Origin of the sequence: Phocaeicola sp. HCN-6420 (assembly GCF_037890145.1) — a bacterium.
Taxonomy (GTDB): Bacteria; Bacteroidota; Bacteroidia; order Bacteroidales; family Bacteroidaceae; genus Phocaeicola.
On the sequence record NZ_JBBKBJ010000021.1, the window covers coordinates 41,104 to 59,350 of the forward strand.

Annotated in this window: 22 protein-coding genes; all 22 read right to left on the reverse strand. The window is 43.0% G+C overall.

Annotation, left to right across the window (positions count from 1 at the left end; genetic code table 11):
- Positions 1–81 precede the first annotated feature (81 nt).
- Positions 82–993: a Ppx/GppA phosphatase family protein gene (locus tag WKT12_RS11900; protein ID WP_340319819.1), complete on the reverse strand. Its 912-nt coding sequence runs from the start codon at positions 991–993 to the stop codon at positions 82–84.
- Positions 994–996: 3 nt separating this feature from the next.
- Positions 997–3,057 carry an RNA degradosome polyphosphate kinase gene (locus WKT12_RS11905; RefSeq protein WP_021970872.1) on the reverse strand — a complete coding sequence of 687 codons (2,061 nt, stop codon included), beginning with the start codon at positions 3,055–3,057 and terminating at the stop codon, positions 997–999.
- A gap of 73 nt (positions 3,058–3,130) precedes the next feature.
- Complete coding sequence (locus WKT12_RS11910; RefSeq protein WP_340319820.1) at positions 3,131–4,252, reverse strand: glycosyltransferase family protein; 1,122 nt, start codon at positions 4,250–4,252, stop codon at positions 3,131–3,133.
- Complete coding sequence (locus WKT12_RS11915) at positions 4,249–5,064, reverse strand: UDP-2,3-diacylglucosamine diphosphatase (RefSeq protein ID WP_340319821.1); 816 nt, start codon at positions 5,062–5,064, stop codon at positions 4,249–4,251. The genes WKT12_RS11910 and WKT12_RS11915 overlap by 4 nt, the downstream gene beginning before the upstream one ends.
- 142 nt (positions 5,065–5,206) lie before the next feature.
- Positions 5,207–5,395 (reverse strand): hypothetical protein, encoded by a 189-nt coding sequence (locus WKT12_RS11920; RefSeq protein ID WP_021970876.1) that lies wholly within the window; start codon positions 5,393–5,395, stop codon positions 5,207–5,209.
- A 174-nt stretch (positions 5,396–5,569) separates the two neighbouring features.
- Positions 5,570–6,862 carry a tyrosine--tRNA ligase gene (gene tyrS, locus WKT12_RS11925; RefSeq protein WP_340319822.1) on the reverse strand — a complete coding sequence of 431 codons (1,293 nt, stop codon included), beginning with the start codon at positions 6,860–6,862 and terminating at the stop codon, positions 5,570–5,572.
- A 75-nt stretch (positions 6,863–6,937) separates the two neighbouring features.
- Entirely contained in the window at positions 6,938–7,573 is a 636-nt protein-coding gene (locus tag WKT12_RS11930) for a TatD family hydrolase (protein WP_340319823.1), read from the reverse strand.
- A 19-nt stretch (positions 7,574–7,592) separates the two neighbouring features.
- Entirely contained in the window at positions 7,593–7,814 is a 222-nt protein-coding gene (yidD, locus tag WKT12_RS11935; RefSeq protein ID WP_021970639.1) for a membrane protein insertion efficiency factor YidD, read from the reverse strand.
- A complete protein-coding gene (gene rnpA, locus WKT12_RS11940; protein WP_021970640.1) occupies positions 7,811–8,206 on the reverse strand; it encodes a ribonuclease P protein component in 396 nt (131 codons plus the stop codon). The genes yidD and rnpA overlap by 4 nt, the downstream gene beginning before the upstream one ends.
- Before the next feature lie 86 nt (positions 8,207–8,292).
- Complete coding sequence (locus WKT12_RS11945; RefSeq protein WP_021970641.1) at positions 8,293–9,039, reverse strand: uroporphyrinogen-III synthase; 747 nt, start codon at positions 9,037–9,039, stop codon at positions 8,293–8,295.
- A gap of 4 nt (positions 9,040–9,043) precedes the next feature.
- Positions 9,044–9,820, reverse strand: a complete 777-nt coding sequence (locus WKT12_RS11950; protein ID WP_340319824.1) for a DUF4271 domain-containing protein — start codon at positions 9,818–9,820, stop codon at positions 9,044–9,046.
- A 29-nt stretch (positions 9,821–9,849) separates the two neighbouring features.
- Positions 9,850–10,437 (reverse strand): LOG family protein, encoded by a 588-nt coding sequence (locus WKT12_RS11955; RefSeq protein ID WP_340319825.1) that lies wholly within the window; start codon positions 10,435–10,437, stop codon positions 9,850–9,852.
- A gap of 90 nt (positions 10,438–10,527) precedes the next feature.
- Positions 10,528–11,823 carry a methionine adenosyltransferase gene (metK, locus tag WKT12_RS11960; RefSeq protein WP_021970644.1) on the reverse strand — a complete coding sequence of 432 codons (1,296 nt, stop codon included), beginning with the start codon at positions 11,821–11,823 and terminating at the stop codon, positions 10,528–10,530.
- Positions 11,824–12,001: 178 nt separating this feature from the next.
- Positions 12,002–12,484: a 2-amino-4-hydroxy-6-hydroxymethyldihydropteridine diphosphokinase gene (folK, locus tag WKT12_RS11965; protein WP_340319826.1), complete on the reverse strand. Its 483-nt coding sequence runs from the start codon at positions 12,482–12,484 to the stop codon at positions 12,002–12,004.
- Positions 12,485–12,494: 10 nt separating this feature from the next.
- Positions 12,495–13,550, reverse strand: coding sequence for a tRNA preQ1(34) S-adenosylmethionine ribosyltransferase-isomerase QueA (queA, locus tag WKT12_RS11970; protein WP_340319827.1), 1,056 nt, complete (start codon positions 13,548–13,550; stop codon positions 12,495–12,497).
- Between the two features lie 16 nt (positions 13,551–13,566).
- Entirely contained in the window at positions 13,567–14,271 is a 705-nt protein-coding gene (gene truB, locus WKT12_RS11975; protein WP_340319828.1) for a tRNA pseudouridine(55) synthase TruB, read from the reverse strand.
- A gap of 16 nt (positions 14,272–14,287) precedes the next feature.
- Positions 14,288–15,085 (reverse strand): undecaprenyl-diphosphate phosphatase, encoded by a 798-nt coding sequence (locus tag WKT12_RS11980; protein WP_340319829.1) that lies wholly within the window; start codon positions 15,083–15,085, stop codon positions 14,288–14,290.
- On the reverse strand, positions 15,082–15,336 hold the full coding sequence (locus tag WKT12_RS11985; protein WP_021970275.1) for a DUF3098 domain-containing protein: 255 nt from the start codon (positions 15,334–15,336) through the stop codon (positions 15,082–15,084). Before WKT12_RS11985 ends, WKT12_RS11980 begins: the two co-directional genes overlap by 4 nt.
- A 39-nt stretch (positions 15,337–15,375) precedes the next feature.
- Positions 15,376–16,245, reverse strand: coding sequence for a cell division protein FtsX (locus WKT12_RS11990; protein WP_340319830.1), 870 nt, complete (start codon positions 16,243–16,245; stop codon positions 15,376–15,378).
- A 4-nt stretch (positions 16,246–16,249) separates the two neighbouring features.
- Positions 16,250–17,146 (reverse strand): class I SAM-dependent methyltransferase, encoded by an 897-nt coding sequence (locus tag WKT12_RS11995; RefSeq protein ID WP_340319831.1) that lies wholly within the window; start codon positions 17,144–17,146, stop codon positions 16,250–16,252.
- A gap of 66 nt (positions 17,147–17,212) precedes the next feature.
- Positions 17,213–17,971, reverse strand: coding sequence for a YdcF family protein (locus WKT12_RS12000; RefSeq protein WP_340319832.1), 759 nt, complete (start codon positions 17,969–17,971; stop codon positions 17,213–17,215).
- Positions 17,956–18,247: hypothetical protein (locus WKT12_RS12005; RefSeq protein ID WP_340319833.1), on the reverse strand; the 292-nt coding region annotated here is incomplete at its 5' end. The genes WKT12_RS12000 and WKT12_RS12005, both read right to left, overlap by 16 nt.

An 18,247-nucleotide genomic window follows, 5' to 3' on the forward strand; every position in this document is an offset into this window, starting at 1 on the left:
TTTAATTTTTCTGCAATAAAAAAGTGGCGCCGGATTCAATTTCGGTGCCACTTTTTTATTTGTAACCGCCCTTTGCTGGGATCAGTTATTTTTATTCTGGATATAAAGCTCATCAATGATTCCGTCGGACAAACCGATTACCGGTACATGAATGTAAGTAGCCCCGATAATCTCTGCGATGGTGAGAAAAATGTCACCGGCTGGAACAATTACGTCGGCACGGTCAGGCTTTAACCCGAACTGTTCCATGCGTTCTTCCACTGAAAGTGCTTTCAGTCGGGCATGCAATTCCTGTAGCACAGAAACTTGCATTGTCATTTTTTTCTTGTTCTTCTTTTCAACAAGGCGGTATAGCTTGTTTATATTACCTCCAGAACCGATAATATTTGTTCCCGGATACGATTTGGCCAGTTCGGCTAAATCTGTTTTCAGGCGTTCCCATTCACTGTCTTGTACAGCATTGTTCAGAATACGTACTGTACCAATGTTATACGAACGGCTGCACACCAGCTGTCCTTGTGATAGCAGGTTGATTTCCGTACTGCCACCTCCCACGTCGACGTACATGTAGTTTCCCTCTTGATCTTCCATGCGTTCTACGTGATTATTGTAGATTATTTTTGCTTCTTCCTGTCCGTCGATTATATCGATATGTACATCTGTCTTTTTTTCAATCTGCTTGATGATTTCCAGTCCATTCTTTGCATCTCGCATAGCCGATGTAGCGCATGCACGGCAATGCTTTACATCGTAGATTTTCATCAGGTAACGGAAAGACTTCATCAGGCGAATCATGTTCTTTTCTTTCTTTTCCGAGATTTTTCCAATCTTGAACACATCGAATCCCAGCCGGAGCGGGACACGTAGCATCAGTACCTTAGAGAAATGAGTTTCGCCTTGCTTTTCCTCAATTTCCTTTATCAGTAGACGTACTGCATTCGATCCTATATCGATAGCAGCATAGTTCGTTTTTCGAGTTTCGCTTTCGTTCATATTTTATATGTTTTCTGCTAAGTAGTGATTGTATAATGCTTCTTGAGAACGGAATGGTTCTTCTCCTTCCGTTTCTCTGAACAAGTTTTTACCACTTCCGTCAACAATACGTCCCTGCAAGGTATCTTTGAATCCGTATTCTACGATGAGTTTCATTTCCTCCTTGATGGCAGGATCGTATACCGGGGTGATTACTTCTATACGGTTATTCAAGTTACGTGGCATCCAGTCGGCCGATCCGATGAATACTTTTTCTTCTCCTCCCGAAGCAAATATGAAGATTCGTGAATGTTCCAGGTACCGGTCGATGATACCATTTATATGAATATTATCGCTTATGCCTTCTATGCCAGTTATAAGGGAGCAGTTACCTCTTACCACCAGTTGGATGTCTACTCCAGCCTGAGATGCCTCATACAACTTGTTTACCATCAATGGATCGGTTATATGGTTAATCTTGATTTTGATATAGGCTTCTTTTCCTGCTTTCTTATTCTTGATTTCGTTGTTAATCAGGCTTACAAACTTGTTTCTCATTTCGTTGGGCGAAACAAGCAGTTCCTTGAACTTCACCGGACTATAAGGGCGTTCGATAAAGTCGAATACCTGATGAACATCCTTCACGATACGTGGAGCTGCTGTCATCAGCATACAGTCTGTATACATACGTGCATTGCCTTCGTGGAAATTGCCGGTACTGATACAGGCGATGTCGGGTCCCTTTTTCATTTTGATGTGAGTAATCTTAGAATGTACCTTCAGTCCCTCTACACCGAATATTACGTTTACACCGGCATCCTGCATCTTTTTGGACCAGTTGATGTTGGAAGCCTCATCAAATCGGGCAAGCAGCTCAATCACCACAGTTACCTTTTTCCCGTTGCGTGCTGCGGCCATTAGGGCTTTAACAACCTTCGATTCCTTGGCCAGTCGGTAAAGTGTGATCTTGATGCTTTGCACCTGCTTGTTTACAGCAGCTTCTTGAAGTACTCTGATAAACGAATCAAAATTGTGGAAAGGTACGTGTATAAATCGGTCTTTCTTCTGAATTTTTTCCAGCAGACTGTCTTCGCCGTCCAGTTCTTTCTTCAGGATTGACGGCCATTGCGGATACTTCAGGTTGCTTCGTCCACAGTCGGGAAATTTCATAAAATCCTTGTGATTCTGGTAGCGTCCGCTGGCTATTACCGTATCCAGAGCATCCAGATCCATTTTCTTCAATACCCGTCTTAACATATCCTTGGGCATACATGAGTCGTAAATTACACGCAACGGTTCTCCGCGGCGACGGCTCTTTACTCCTTTCGATATTTTCTGCAATGTACCTGTCCGCAGGTCATTGTCTATTTCCATTTCAGCGTCGCGGGTAAACTTGAAGGCATATGCTTGAAAGTCGGTAAATCCTAATCCTTCGAAAACCAAAGGCAGACAACAGCGGATGACGTCATCCAGGTAAATCAGGTAACTCTTTTCTTCGTTGTCCGGCAGGCGGATGAAGCGTCCGCAAATATTGACTGGCAATTCAAGGAATGCGTAATCGGCAATTTGTTTGTTACCCTGCTGCCGGCTGACTTTTACAGCCAGATAGATATTCTCATCGTTTTCGAAGTCGAAATACCGGATGGCAGAAAACCAGATAGGGATAATGGAACCACTCAGTTTCTCTTTGTAGTATGAGCGGATAAATTCCAGCTGTTCGGGAGAAACTTCCTTGTCCGATATCAAAAATATATTTTCTTTTTTCAAATCCTCGGTAGTTTGATGGATAGCTTGTTCAAACACCTTGGTATATTCCGTATTTTGTTTGCTGATTTGCTTGATCAGCTTTTTAGCATGTTCGCTCTCTTTTACTGTTGATTTGTCCGAACATTCGGCAATACGGTTCTGCGTAGCCATACGGACTCTGAAAAATTCATCCAGATTGTTTGAGTAAATTCCCAGGAATGTCATACGTTCCAGTAAGGGAACATGTGGGCGCGCCGCTTCCTGTAAAATACGGCGGTTAAAGTACATCCAACTGATATCTCTTTCCAAATAAGGAAGTTCTTTTTTCTTCTGTGCCATAGGAAACATATTTTTTGTAAAGAAAAAAAATAAATGTTACAAGCGTATGACAAAAGAAGAGATTTTTGATATTTTATATAAATTCTTCTACCATATACATTTGTTCTTCGAAATGTGTAGGGACCAGACTTTCCAGTTCATTCAGAATAATACTTTCGGCCGATTGTACCCAGTAGGTAAATTTAACGTTCGGCTGATAGGTCTTTGTGAATTCCAGCAAACGCTCCAGATTGAAATTGTTATCTATTATTCCTGCCCCGTTTTGCATGGCATCGTATGCGTTGCATTCCTGTTCGATATGTGCCGGTACCATCAAGATTGGTTTTCTGAAATACATTGCTTCACAAATAGATTCAAATCCTGCTGTACTGGCATACGCCTTACATCCAGCCATTTGCCGTAAGAAGAGTGTGTCGTCCAGTTGATAAAACGATAATGTATCGTCTATTTTCTTTACGGGCTCTTCTTCCCATCTGTCCCAGAAAAAGCGGAGTTGTACTTCCGGACATTTCTTGTGCCATTCATATACATTTTCTGCAAATCCGGCGTTGACCATATAGCCATGAATGTAATTATGTTGAGAAACTTCCTGATAGAAAATATCCTGTCTTAACAAAGGAGGGACTGCAAAGATATTCTGTTTTTTATCCGGATTCATGGAACGGAACGACAGGGCAAGACGTTTCGATGCACCTAACGACGTCAGTCGGCTGAACATATTCAGGAGAAACAGTTCCGTTTTGTTGATGGAAGCCGGCAACTGGAAATCTTTGTGGAGAAACAGATATTGATGTCCGATACATACCAGCGGTGCAGACGGGCGGAACAGAAAATATGTAAATCCGGTCAGCAGCTCGTAGAAGTTGATTACAATATCTGCCTGACTTTCTTTGATACGTTGATGAATGAAGCGCATGCTTTCAGCGTATTCAGGTAATTTCAGTAAGTTATATAACAGGCTGTAAGGTATATTGGCACGTTTATTCGAGCGGGTAGGTAGAAAATTAGGGCTGGAGAATTGTTTAATCGGTGCCTGTATGTTGCGTGTAAAGAAACCTGGCAGTCGCTTCGACAAGTTTTTTCCAACCAGTACTTCCGTTACATGATAACCATGATTTGTAAGCAGTCTTTCCATTGCGATGGCTTGAGTCAGATGGCCTCTGCCCTCTCCTTGAACAATAAATAAAACTTTCATGATGCAGCAGGGATAAGTGTTAATACCATATTGTTGTCTTCCATATCTTCATTTTCATTTGCCATATCAGGAGTATAATACAGAATATTCCAGTTGCCGTTCTCATCTTCCGTCAGTGCCGACATGGTTTCTACCCAGTCTCCTGAATTCAGGTAATGTATTCCTCCTATCATTTTGTTTTCCGGGTGATGGATATGCCCACATATCACCCCGTCACATTGCCGTTTACGGGCAAATTCGGCCAATACTTTTTCGAAGTCGGAAATGTATGAAACGGCCGATTTAACTTTCTGCTTAATCTCCTGCGAAAGCGAATAGTAGGGCTTTCCCTGCTTGATACGCCAGCGGTTGTACTGACTGTTCAGCCAGAGTAACAGTGTATATCCGATATCTCCCAACTTAGCGAGCCATTTCATTTGTGTAGTGACCTTATCGAACACATCTCCGTGAGTTACAAAATAATGCTTGCCGTTACTTTCCAGCATATACTCCTTCACGATACTCAGTGTGGCAAACTTCAGCGGAGCCAGATTATCAATAAAATCATCGTGGTTCCCTCTTATATAAATGACTTCCGTACCACAATTTTCCATCATCTTCATGATGATTTTGAAAAAGCGTGTATGCTGAGGCTTCCATTTCCCAGAGCCGAATTTCTGCAAACTCCATCCGTCAATAATATCCCCGTTCAGTATCAGTCGGTCGCAGTCGGTTGTACTCAGCAGGTTGCATACCTGTTCCACCTTTGAGTGAGAAGTACCTAAATGAATATCAGAAAGTACGATAGTGCGAAAATAACGTCGTGATTCCATAATGCGTCAGTTTAATGTCCGTATTGATAAAGTTTGTATCCTAAATAAAAAAGATACAGTGAAGAAATAAAAATCATGACCAGAAAGACAAAATACGCTTTTATCCGGTCGTCCGATAATAAGTTTTTCATGATAAAAGATTTTATGCCATAGCTTCTTGATACAATTCGTTTATCTCTTCCAGAAACTCTTCTTCCATTACTTCCAGGTTTTCCAGAGCCTCTTCTTCGCTTTCTCCATAAGCACAGCACTGTTCGTGCGTCAGCAGGTAAGCGTAATAATTGCCTTCCGGTGTATACGAAATAGCATATTTCCCAGCGATAATATCCATAATGCATCCCTTTTTAAAAACTACCTAAAAATAGATGCTTGCTGTTACGTAGTGATGTATAAGAAGTTACTTTTCTGTTAAGACTTTTCTTTTTTATCCGTACGGACAAAAAAATCCCTCACCCGATAGGGGCGAGGGATTACGTAATATTCTTTTGTCTGTTTATTTATATCATTATTTTGCAATCAGCAAATAATAATTCTTTTTGCCACGCTGAACCAACAGATACTTTTCATCCAGTAAGTCGGCAGCGGTGATTACCTGGTCGAAGGCAGTCAGTTTTTCCTTATTAAGTGAAACACCTCCACCCTGAACCAGTTTACGCATTTCTCCTTTTGAAGCAAATACAGCAGCCTTTTCTGTAAACAGGTCTACAGCCTTGATACCAGCTTCAATTTCAGTTTTTGCGACCTCAAACTGTGGTACACCTTCGAATACCGATAACAATGTATCTTCGTCCAGTTTTTTCAGAGCATCCGAAGTAGCGTTACCAAACAAGATTCCCGAAGCTTCTACCGCAGCTTCATAGTCTGCTTCCGAGTGAACCATGATAGTAACTTCTTTAGCCAGACGTTTCTGCAATACACGCAGGTGCGGAGCCTGTTCATGTTCAGCAGTCAGTGCTTCGATTTCTTCTTTAGGCAAAGAAGTGAAAATCTTGATATAACGTTTGGCATCATCATCGCTAACGTTCAGCCAGAACTGATAGAACTTATAAGGAGATGTATATCGCGGGTCGAGCCAGATGTTTCCTGATTCTGTTTTACCGAACTTACCTCCGTCGGCTTTTGTAATCAGCGGACATGTCAGAGCAAATACTTCACCTCCGTTGGTACGGCGAATCAGTTCAGCTCCCGTTGTAATGTTTCCCCACTGGTCGGAACCACCTAACTGAAGTTTACAGTTCTTTGTTTCATACAGATGCAGGAAGTCATATCCTTGCAACAACTGATAAGTAAATTCTGTAAATGAAAGACCGTCGCGTGCTTCTCCGTTCAAGCGTTTCTGAACCGATTCCTTCGCCATCATATAGTTTACGGTAATATGTTTACCTACCGTACGGGCAAAGTCAAGGAAAGAGAAGTCTTTCATCCAGTCGTAGTTGTTTACCAGTTCTGCACGGTTCGGGGCATCCGATTCGAAGTCGAGGAATTTGCCCAACTGCTTCTTGATACATTCCTGATTATGGCGCAATGTTTCTTCGTCCAGCAGGTTACGTTCCTGTGATTTACCTGAAGGGTCGCCGATCATACCTGTTGCACCTCCTACCAGGGCAAGCGGCTTGTGTCCGCAGCGCTGGAAATGTCGCAACATCATTACACCACACAGATGTCCGATATGTAACGAGTCAGCTGTCGGGTCAATACCCAGATAGGCTGTAACCATTTCCTTTTCCAGCAATTCTTCTGTGCCCGGCATCATGGTGTGCACCATTCCGCGCCATCTTAATTCTTCTACAAAATTCATCGAATGAAATTCTTAGTTTAACATAATAAATTGATTGATAAGCAAAAGTACGACTCTTTCTCTGAATAACCAATTTTATTTCTTAAAAAAGAGATAGTTAATTGTTTCCTGTACCTTTGCAGTGAATGCTTCCAGACCGGCTGTACGTTCTTGTGCGGCCCTTCTGTACAAGTTTTCTATCAGTTCAGTACTTTCGTCGGTTTCCAGCAGCAGCCTGTCTTCCGGTATTGTCCGTAGTGCTTCCGGTTGGTAGTTTTCACCGAATGACAAATAAAATCCTTGCCTGATGAAACTTTCTGCCAACTCTTTTTTACCCCGGAATCCATGAATGATCCAGGCATTGTGCGGGCACAATTGTTTCTTGAGAGTAAATAGTTCTTCGGTAGCTTTTACCGCATGTATCAGCAAAGGAAGCTGGCGTTCTTCAGCAAGTAAGGCAACATTTCGAAAAGCTTCTACCTGCAAGTCAAAAGGTGTTGTACAGCGTTTGTCCAGTCCGGCTTCTCCCAATGCAATCACCCGCTTGTCATTTGCCATTTCATGTACCCATTCCACTTGTTGGTGGTAATCCTCCCTTGTGATATACCACGGATGTATCCCCACAGACAAAAACTTCGCTCTTGGAGGAACAGGAACATCCCTTAACGAACAGCTCAATAATGCCGTAGCTGCGTCTTGGGGTAATCGATGTGTATGGACGTCGAGCAACATTCCGACAAAAAATTAGGTCTTACGGTACCGGATCATATCCGGAACCTCCCCACGGATGACATCGCAGCAGTCGCCGTATGGCAAGATACAGCCCCTTGAACGGTCCATGCTTTTTGAGTGCCTCTATGGCATACTGTGAGCATGTCGGAGTAAATCGGCAGGAAGGTGGTGTAAAAGGAGAAATACAATTCCGGTAAAAATAAATGGGAATCAATAATATATATGTCAGTAGCTTTTTCATAGCATACGCTCCGCTGTAATCTGAAGCAGTTTTTTCACTTTTTCTTCTACCTCGGCCGACTCATGCAGTTCATTGTCCAGCCAGATAAAAGCTATAGCCGCCTTACGGTTGGCCGCCTTCAGCGGTTCTGTAAGCAGTGCCCTGTATTTACGGTAAGCCTCCCGTATCTGACGTTTTACCCGGTTGCGTTTCACAGCCCGTTTGAACCGTTTCTTAGGAACACTGATCAAGACCGATAGTACAGGAAGCTCATCTCCCTCTACAGGCATATATACGATACGCAGAGGAAAAGCCGGAAGCGATTTACTTCCGCCCGCAAACAACTTTTCAATGAGAATTACACTGTTCAGTCGTTCTGTTTTATGAAATGTATGCTTTTCTTGTTCTGCCATAATAAAATAATTTAGGCACGGAATACTTCCGATACGCGAAAAGAATATCCGTGCATTCGTGTAATCCGTGCCTGAATATGATAGATTTATGCGTTATGCTTACGGATAAACATATCCAGTGCAGCTGTCATTGAAGGAGCTGCTGCTGTCGGTGCTTCCAAATCCAGACGCAAACCAGCATCTTTTACAGCCTGAGCTGTAGTCGGTCCGAAACTTCCGATGGCGATATCTTTCTGCTCAAAGTTCGGGAAGTTCTTTATCAGCGACTGAATACCCGCCGGGCTGAAGAAAATCAGCATATCATAGTCGAACTTCTCTTCCGGAGTGAAATCATTACTTACTGTACGATACATAATTGCTTCTGTATGCTGTATCTTGTTTTTATCGAGTAAGTTTTTGATTTCATCGTTGTGTACATCCGACATCGGGATAAAGTATTTTTCAGTGTTATGTTTTACAATCAGCGGCAGCAAATCTGCAAATTTACCGGTTGCTCCGAAGAATACTTTACGCTTGCGGTATTGCACATACTTCTGAATATAGAGGGCTATCGTTTCCGACGTACAGAAATATTTCATAGTTTCCGGTATTGTGATTCGCATCTCTGCGCAAAGACTAAAGAAGTGGTCAATTGCATGGCGCGAAGTAAATACAACGGCTGTATGATCCAAAATAGAAACTTTCTGTTGTCTAAATTCCTTTGCCGATAAACTCTCAACTTTTATAAACGGGCGAAAATCTATTTTCACGCCGTACTTCTCAGCAATGTCGAAATAAGGCGACTTCTCTGATGTAGGTTTAGGCTGAGAAACGAGAACTTTTTTAATCTTCAATGTCTTAAATTTTTAAAACCAAAATATTGTTTATATAGGTTATCCCTTTCCAAAACAGTATTAAGGGGATGATTTCGAGTGCACAAAAGTACAGAATAAAATGCATAAAACCATAAACATGTTTGAAAAAGTTTCTAATGGACTTATAAAATAACAATATTTTAGCAAAAAGCAGTAGAAACGCGATTAATATCTTACTCGTTTGAAGGCTTAAATTGAAATAGATGATAAGTAAAACGACCGGAAATAATAGGAAACTGACTCCGCTGATAAGGTCAAAATACGTCTGAATCCAATATTTATTTCTTTCTTTGTCAAAAAAAATCCAATTGACAAACTCGTATGCTGCCCACTTGACAGTGATATAAAGCAAAGCCGCTCCGATGTAAATTCCCAGCAATAGTTCGTTCGTGACCAGCCGCATCAGCATCAGATTTGTTTCGGAGGTATACTCATAAATATATAGTCCTGCAAGGGTAGTTGTAATAAGCGTCAGTGTAAAGGCATACCGGTTGCTCGAAGCAGATGCTTCGTCGAACAAGCTGAACCGTTCTTTATATTGGAAAAGCGCCTTTATCCGTTGCAGTACATACTTCTTTCCGTTTTTCAGCGAATACGAAAACAGGATAAAACAAATCAGAATAATTCCCGTTACGGAAGCATCCGAACGCAACTGATAGGGTAATGGCTGTCCCTGCATACCGGCCTTCTGTTCAGTCTGTATGCTTGCGATCAAGGCCTGGTCGAGCTGCTGATGCTGCTCGTCCGTTTTTTCAGCCATATACTTTATCCCTATTTGGCAGACGTTGCTCATATCGCGGCAAATTTACGAATTTCTTTGCTCCATATCGGTGTATTATATAATAAATTTACAGCCTCTTCGGGGGTATTTGCCACATGCCAGATTGCTCCATGTTCACGGCGCATGAAATTCTGTTCGATAGCCTGTTCCAGCATCTCTAACAATGGGTTGTAAAAGTTGTTGATATTTAAGATAACAATAGGCTTCAGATACAGTCCCAGCTGCTTCCAGGTGATAATTTCCAGCAGTTCCTCCAGAGTGCCGCATCCTCCCGGCAGTGCAATGATTCCATCCGACATATCTGCCATGATACGTTTTCTTTCATGCATGGTTTCCGTTTCAATCAGTCGGGTCAAGCCTTTGTGATGCCATCCCTGCTCTACCATGAAATGTGGAATAACTCCAGTAACCGTTCCCCCGGCCTCTAAAGCCGCATCACTGATAGCCCGCATCAGCCCCAGGCATCCTGCTCCGTTAATCAGATTAATATGCTGTGCGGCGAGTATTTCTCCCAGTCTATGAGCCGCATCAAAATACGACTGGTCTATTTTAGTGCTCGAGGCACTATATACACATACATTTTTAATATTGTTCATCAGTATATATTCAAGAATAAAAGACAAAAAAATGAGGAATACACCTGCCGGAATATTCCTCATCCATTTATGTTTCTGCTTAACAATCTGTTATTTTATTCCGAAAGCAGCTTTAACCTTATCTACATAATCCAGCTTCTCCCAAGTGAAGAGTTCTACCTCTACATCCTTATTACCTTCGTATGCCGATTCAAAATGTTTTGTAACCACTTTCGGTTCACGTCCCATGTGTCCGTAAGCCGCAGTTTCACTATAAATCGGGTTACGCAGTTTCAGGCGTTCTTCGATAGCACGTGGGCGCATGTCGAAAATCTCGTCCACCTTCTTTGCGATTTCTCCGTCGCTCATTGCTACTTTGCTGCGTCCGTATGTATTTACATAAATGTTAATTGGTCGTGCAACACCGATTGCGTATGAAACCTGAACCAGTACCTCATCGGCAACACCGGCAGCTACCAGGTTCTTGGCAATGTGACGGGCCGCATAAGCAGCACTACGGTCTACCTTGCTGGGGTCTTTGCCAGAGAACGCACCACCACCATGAGCACCTGCACCACCGTATGTATCCACGATAATCTTACGTCCGGTCAATCCCGTATCACCGTGCGGACCACCGATAACAAATTTGCCGGTCGGATTTACATGATACTTGATCTGGTCGTTGAACAGTTTCAGGACTTCCGGATTATGAATTTCCGAGATAACGCGTGGCATCAAGATTTCGATAACATCCTTGCGGATTTTTGCCAACATTTCCTCGTCTGCTTTCAACTGAGCCTCTTTCGAGTCGTCAGTCGGTTTGATAAATTCATCATGCTGCGTAGACACCACAATCGTATCGATACGTACCGGGCGGCGGTTGTCATCATATTCTATGGTTACCTGGCTTTTAGAGTCCGGACGTAAGTAAGTCATGACCTTACCTTCACGGCGGATTTCAGCCAGTACCATCAGTAACTTATGTGCCAGATCGAGTGACAACGGCATATAGTTTTCAGTTTCATTGGTAGCATAGCCGAACATCATACCCTGGTCGCCGGCCCCCTGGTTCATCGGGTCTTCGCGTTCCACTCCACGATTGATATCAGGACTCTGTTCGTGGATAGCCGAGAATACGCCACACGAATTACCTTCGAACATATATTCGCTTTTGGTATAGCCAATCTTGTTGATAACCTCACGTGCCACACGTTGCAGGTCGATGTATGCTTTCGTTTTCACTTCTCCTGCCAGTACCACCTGTCCGGTAGTTACCAGCGTTTCGCAAGCTACTTTTGAACTGGGGTCATAAGCCAACAGTTTGTCAAGCACAGCGTCGGAAATCTGATCCGCCACTTTATCGGGGTGTCCTTCCGACACCGATTCGGATGTGAATAAATATCCCATGTCTTTACTATTAAAAGGATTAGTTAAATATTATCCGTGTACGGACAGAGTAGAAATTGTATCAGGGAAGGGTTTACTATGTGTTTTAGCATTTTTTTCCGTGGTTGCAAGCTACTCAAATCTTTCCACTTTTATTTTCGGGTGCAAAAATACAGATATAAATTGGAATAATTACAAATTATTCTTCTTTTAACATAGCTTTATACAAAGTATATAGTTCCCCGATGGTTTGTTTTAATACCGGATGTACTACATTTCCAGCAATTTCAGCCAGTGGTTCCAGAACAAATTCCCGTTCAGTCATCAGTGGATGCGGTAAAGTCAGTTCCGGTGACTGCAAGGTGACCTCTCCGTACATCAGCAAGTCGATATCAATGATACGATCACAGTATACACCATTCTTCGATTTAAGCGTTCTGCCCAGTTCCTTTTCAATCGTCTGAGTCAAATGCAGTACCTCCTCAGGCGTCCGTTGTGTTTCCACACAAGCAGCTGCATTCAGAAAACTATTTTCCGAAACAAATCCCCATGGAGCCGTTTCATAAAAAGAAGATAGGGAAGTCACCTTCCCTATCCTTTCATTTATCAATTGAACAGCAATACGTAAATTTGCTTCTTTATCGCCCATATTCGTACCCAGACCTAAGTAAACCTTAGCCATAATTGTACGTTTATTTATCCAAAATCAGCATTGCGTCGCCATATGTACCGAAGCGATATCCCTCTTTCAATGCGATGTTGTATGCATCCATAATCAGCTCGTAGCCACCATACGAGCAAACCAGCATCAGCATGGTAGACAATGGCATATGGAAGTTGCTGACCATTGCGTCTGCCAGCGAGAATTCATATGGCGGGAAAATAAACTTATTGGTCCATCCCTCAAACTCTTTCAGTCGTCCGTCGGTACCTACAGCTGTTTCAATGGCACGCATTACGCTTGTGCCTACAGCGCATACCTTGTTGCCACGGTCCTTTGCATCGTTTACGATACGGCAAGCCTCAGACTCTACAAACATCTGTTCCGAATCCATTTTATGTTTAGTCAGATCTTCCACGTCAATATCGCGGAAGCCTCCCAATCCACAATGCATTGTAATGAAAGAGAATTCAATGCCTTTGATTTCCATACGCTTCATCAGCTCACGGCTAAAGTGTAATCCAGCAGCCGGAACGGTTACTGCTCCTTCATTCTTGGCAAATATTGTCTGGAAGCGTTCTTCATCTTCCGGTTCTGCCGGACGGTGAATAAATGGAGGCAACGGTGGTTCACCGAGTGCATACAGAGCCTTTTTGAATTCGTCATGCGGTCCGTCGTACAAGAAACGCAGTGTACGTCCGCGTGAAGTTGTATTATCGATAACTTCCGCTACCATCGAATCATCATCTCCGAAGTACAATTTGTTTCCGATACGTATTTTACGAGCCGGATCTACCAGAACATCCCACAGGCGCAGTTCCTCGTTCAGCTCACGCAACAAGAACACTTCAATACGTGCTCCGGTTTTTTCTTTATTACCATATAAACGTGCAGGAAATACCTTTGTATCATTAAAGATAAATACGTCCTTGTCATCAAAATAATTCAAGATATCCTTGAATATCACATGTTCTATCTGTCCGGTAGCCTTGTGAACCACCATCAGTCGCGACTCATCTCTGTACTTTGCAGGATGTAATGCAATTTTCTCTTCCGGCAATTTAAATTTAAATTGTGACAGTTTCATCTTAATTATCCTTTCCTTAATCGTTTGTAATTTCTATATCTTGTTGGTCGAGCCATGTTTCAAAGTTCTCTACCTGCATACAGTCTTCCAGTTTAACCTTTCCTACCCGGGTTCGTATCAGACCGATCAGATGTGCTCCGCTTCCCAGTGCTTCACCGATGTCGCGTGCCAGAGCACGGATATATGTTCCCTTGCTGCATACCACCCGTATTTTTATTACCGGCAAGTCACATTCCAGCAGCTCAATTTCGTCGATCACTAATGTTTTAGGCTTAAGTTCCACCTCATTCCCTTTTCGGGCAAGGTCGTAAGCTCTTTTTCCGTCCACCTTACAAGCCGAGAAAGCTGGTGGTATCTGTTCGATTGTCCCTACGAAATTTTTCAGCGTGTCTTCCACCAACTGTCGAGTGATATGCTCCGTAGGATAAGTTGCGTCAATCTCTTTTTCCAGGTCGTACGACGGTGTTGTCGCCCCTAACTTCAGTGTTGCAATATACTCCTTCGTATGATACTGGAACTCCTCGATTCGTTTGGTGGCCTTTCCCGTACAGACAATCATTACTCCGGTTGCCAAAGGGTCAAGGGTTCCCGCATGTCCCACCTTAATCTTTTTTACTCCCAGTTTACGGCTGATATGGTATCTCACCTTATTCACAAGCGCGAACGATGTCCATCGTAGCGGCTTGTCAAAGTATAACACTTCTCCTTCTTTAAAGTTCATCCGTTTGTTTTTATCGTTACAAGCTGGCAATGATGGTTATAATACCCACGATGGCACAATATACGCCAAACCAGATCAGCTTACCTTTCTTCACAATATTAATCATCCATTTACAAGCGACGCATCCAGAAATGAAAGCCGCCAGAAAGCCCACAACCAGCGAGGTTGTGCTGATGCTGGCAGTAGCGACCGAAGCATCCTTCATAATCTTCATTCCATCCAGCAACGCTTCTCCCAAAATAGGTGGTATCACCATTAAAAACGAGAATTGTGCCAGCGTTTCTTTCTTATTTCCTAAAATCAGTCCTGTAGCAATCGTACTACCCGAGCGCGACAATCCGGGCATTACAGCACAAGCCTGAGCCAGTCCGATGATAAACGCATCCTTCATACTGATGCGTTCCTTCTGTCTTGGTTTTGCGTAATACGAGAAAGCCAGCAGTACAGCTGTCAGCAAGAGCATGCAGCCTACAATCAGCAGTCCTGAGCCGAAAATATCCTCTACATAATCCTTAAAGAACACCCCAACAATACCTATAGGAATCATTGAAATAATGATGTTCAGTACATATTTCGTTTCCTCATTCAACTGCCATTTAAACAATCCGCGGAATATCCAGTCGATTTCTTTCCATAAAATAACCAACGTACTCAACACCGTAGCCACATGCACTACGATTGTAAATGTCAGATTTTCCTCTCCTTCAATACCGAACAGTGCCGATCCGATAGCCAGATGTCCACTACTACTCACAGGTAAGTATTCCGTCAGTCCCTGCAGAATTCCCAAAATTAATGCTTCTATCCAGCTCATTCCGCTACATTATTATCATTATCCTGCGTACTCTTTGGTTTTCGCAGTATACCATAAATCATAAAAATAAATCCCAGGAAGCAAACCACCGGAGCCACTTTGATACGTCGTACACTGAAAATATCAGGCTCAAATGTTGTTTCTGTCGAGCCAGGGCCCGACATCAGCAGGAAACCGATGATAATCACCACCATACCTGCTGCCAGCAGGATGAAGTTCGTCTTATCAAAGGCAAAATTCTTTTTGTCCATGTTACTATGAAATATTGATTAGTTAGTATCTATTTCTTTTTATATATAGTATAACTCGCTCACCTTCATTCGGAGATACTTGTTGATTGAGATAAGTGCACATGCAGAAGTAATTATCACTCCGAAAACGAACACCGATCCCATAACCGTAATCATCACCTCAGGAGTAACAACAGCGAGTAAATCCGGTTCATATTTTACCAGCATGTAAGCCAGTCCTATCAGAATTGCATCCGCCATTGTTGCAGCCAGTATTCCAATCCATACATTCCGAATTAAGAACGGCCGTCGGATAAACGACCAGCTTGCCCCCACCAGCTTCATGGTATGAATGATAAACCGTTTGGAGTAAACTGCCAGTCGGATTGTATTATTAATCAATGCAAACGAGATCAAAGTCAGCAGTGCAGCCAGTCCCAGCAGTACGATACTGATTTTCCGGATATTGCTGTTTACAGCATCCAGCAAGTCTTGCGGGTAATTGATTTCTATAACCTGCTTATTCGATTGAATCTCATCCTTTATCCATGCGATACTGTCCGAATTAGCATAATCAGCATTCAATTTGATTTCGATAGAAGCCGTAAACGGATTATGTCCTAAGAACTCCGCGGGATCCGTCCCCATAGCCTCCGTCTGCTCTTTCAAAGCCTGAGCTTTCGAAATATAAGTAGTCTGTTTCACATAAGGTTCCTTGTTCAGTTGCTTTTGGAAATGCAAGATATCCGGCTCCTTCATATCGTCACTCACCAATACCGAGAATGCAATATTTTCGCGGACATATACAGAAAGATTGTTGGCAGCCATTACAAAGAAGACCACTATCCCCAGCAGGAGCAGCACCAGCATCGTACTGATGCTCGACGTTATAAACTGCATATCAAAGAAAGACCCTGATTTTCTGCTCATAACCTTATTTTTTTCTGAATACATAAATCATGGAACTGCTTCGTTCCTTTTTTACCAGCGAAGCAAACCACGCTTCTGTTCCCGTAACCATCCCTTTCAAGAAAGACATACGGCTTCCCCGATATTTTTCCGAAAGCATTGAAACATAAAACGCATCAAATGGCATCGGATGCCGTTCGGTTAAGATAAATCCGAACTTTGCCCCGAATTGTTGCATAGCCGATGGTGTAAAATGCCACAAATGACGTGGTACATCATATGCTGCCCATACCTCTTTGTAATGTTGGGCATCGAACGAACAAGGATTAGGCACTGCAACTACCAGTACTCCCTTTTCCTTCAGTATTTCAGAGAGTCGTTGCCATGTACCGTTAATATCTTGCAGGTGTTCCATGACGTGCCACAACGTGACCACATCGAAAGCAGCCTTTCCATAAGTAGCCAATACCTCAGGAGCACCTACTTCCAGTCCGAAGTGTTCCCGTGCAAATGCCCGTGCCTGCGGGCTTTTCTCGATAGCCGAAACTTTCCAGCCTCGTTTTTGCATATACCGGCTGAAATATCCAGTACCCGTACCGATGTCGAGCAGTTCACCGTTTCGAGTTCCACAAATCCGTTCTATCAGTGCTGCTTTTCTTCCCAGCATATATCCGCGTACATAATGGTACAGGCGGTTTGCCAGTCCCTTACGCGTATCCGTATGTGAAATGTAATCCGGCGATTCGTAATACCGGCCTATTACACTTTCATCGGGTACATGCTGTGTAAACAGAAAGCCACACGCTGTACAGCGGTAAATCGTAAATTTTTCACCGGTCGCATAATGATCTGTGCAAGTCAGCACCTCTTCGAAATGCTTTTTTCCGCAGAGGGGACATGTATCTATATTGAGTATATTCACTTTATTCCCTAATTTGCTGCAAAATAACAAATAAATCGGGTATGGAGGGTGTTTCGTTAAGGTTCTTTAAGAGTATAAGAATTTATAGACCACGTACCCTACCCATTCATGCAGTAGTTCCGGCCATTGTAGCAATGTACCCACAGAAGGCAGGAAACTCACGCTCTGTCCTTTTACATTTACCCACGTATCTGTAATATAGCAGTCCGGATAAATCCCTTCCGCCTGAAAAGCACTGACCGAACGCTTCATGTGTACGGCAGAAGTAATAATCAGTACGGGAGCCGTATTTATCTCCTTGCCCAGCAACTCTTTGGTAAACGTAACATTCTCCCTCGTATTGTTGGCAAACGTTTCCAGAATGATATCCTCCTTGGGAATACCCAGCTCGTTCAAGTATTTCATCATCCCCTGCGGATTTCCCTGTAAGCCTTTTCCATCCTTGCTATGAATAATAGAGCCATCCGAGGCCAGTACCAGTTTTTCAATCCTTCCACACTTATACAGCCGGATTCCCTCCGTCAGCCGGTCCGCTATTCCACTGAACTCTGGACGATTTCGTTCCCAGTCCCAGAAACTATATCCACCCAGTACGATGCCATACGTATACGTTTTACCTTCCGGCAGTGGATGGTCATATTCCTTATACCATTGTTCTTCCGCCATTTTCAGCAGCGGCGTATTGGTAAAGACTAAAGTCAGCACGATGACGATGCCATACAATATCCTTTTTGTAGTCCGGTTCTTCAAAAACCAGGCGATAATCAGCGGAAGCAGGATAAAAGTCAGCGGTGTAGTGACTAAAAACGCTAAGAACGAGAACATAAGCCATATATTTTAATGATGAACGGACGTACAGAAACCAGACTGAGCCATACCTTAGCAAAGAACCACCACCAGAAGTCCCCTGGCTGTATCAACTTTCCTTTTCGTCTGACTTTTGTGACACGGGCAAAAATCTGTTTTTCGCTGAGAGGACCTTCAATATCAGTTTGCGCATCCCCTACCATGTAAAACTCTTTCCCTTTTACCTTGTAGATGCGGTGCATCACGTATTGTCCGTCTGTACGCTGATAAAACACCATCTCTCCCCTTTTCAGC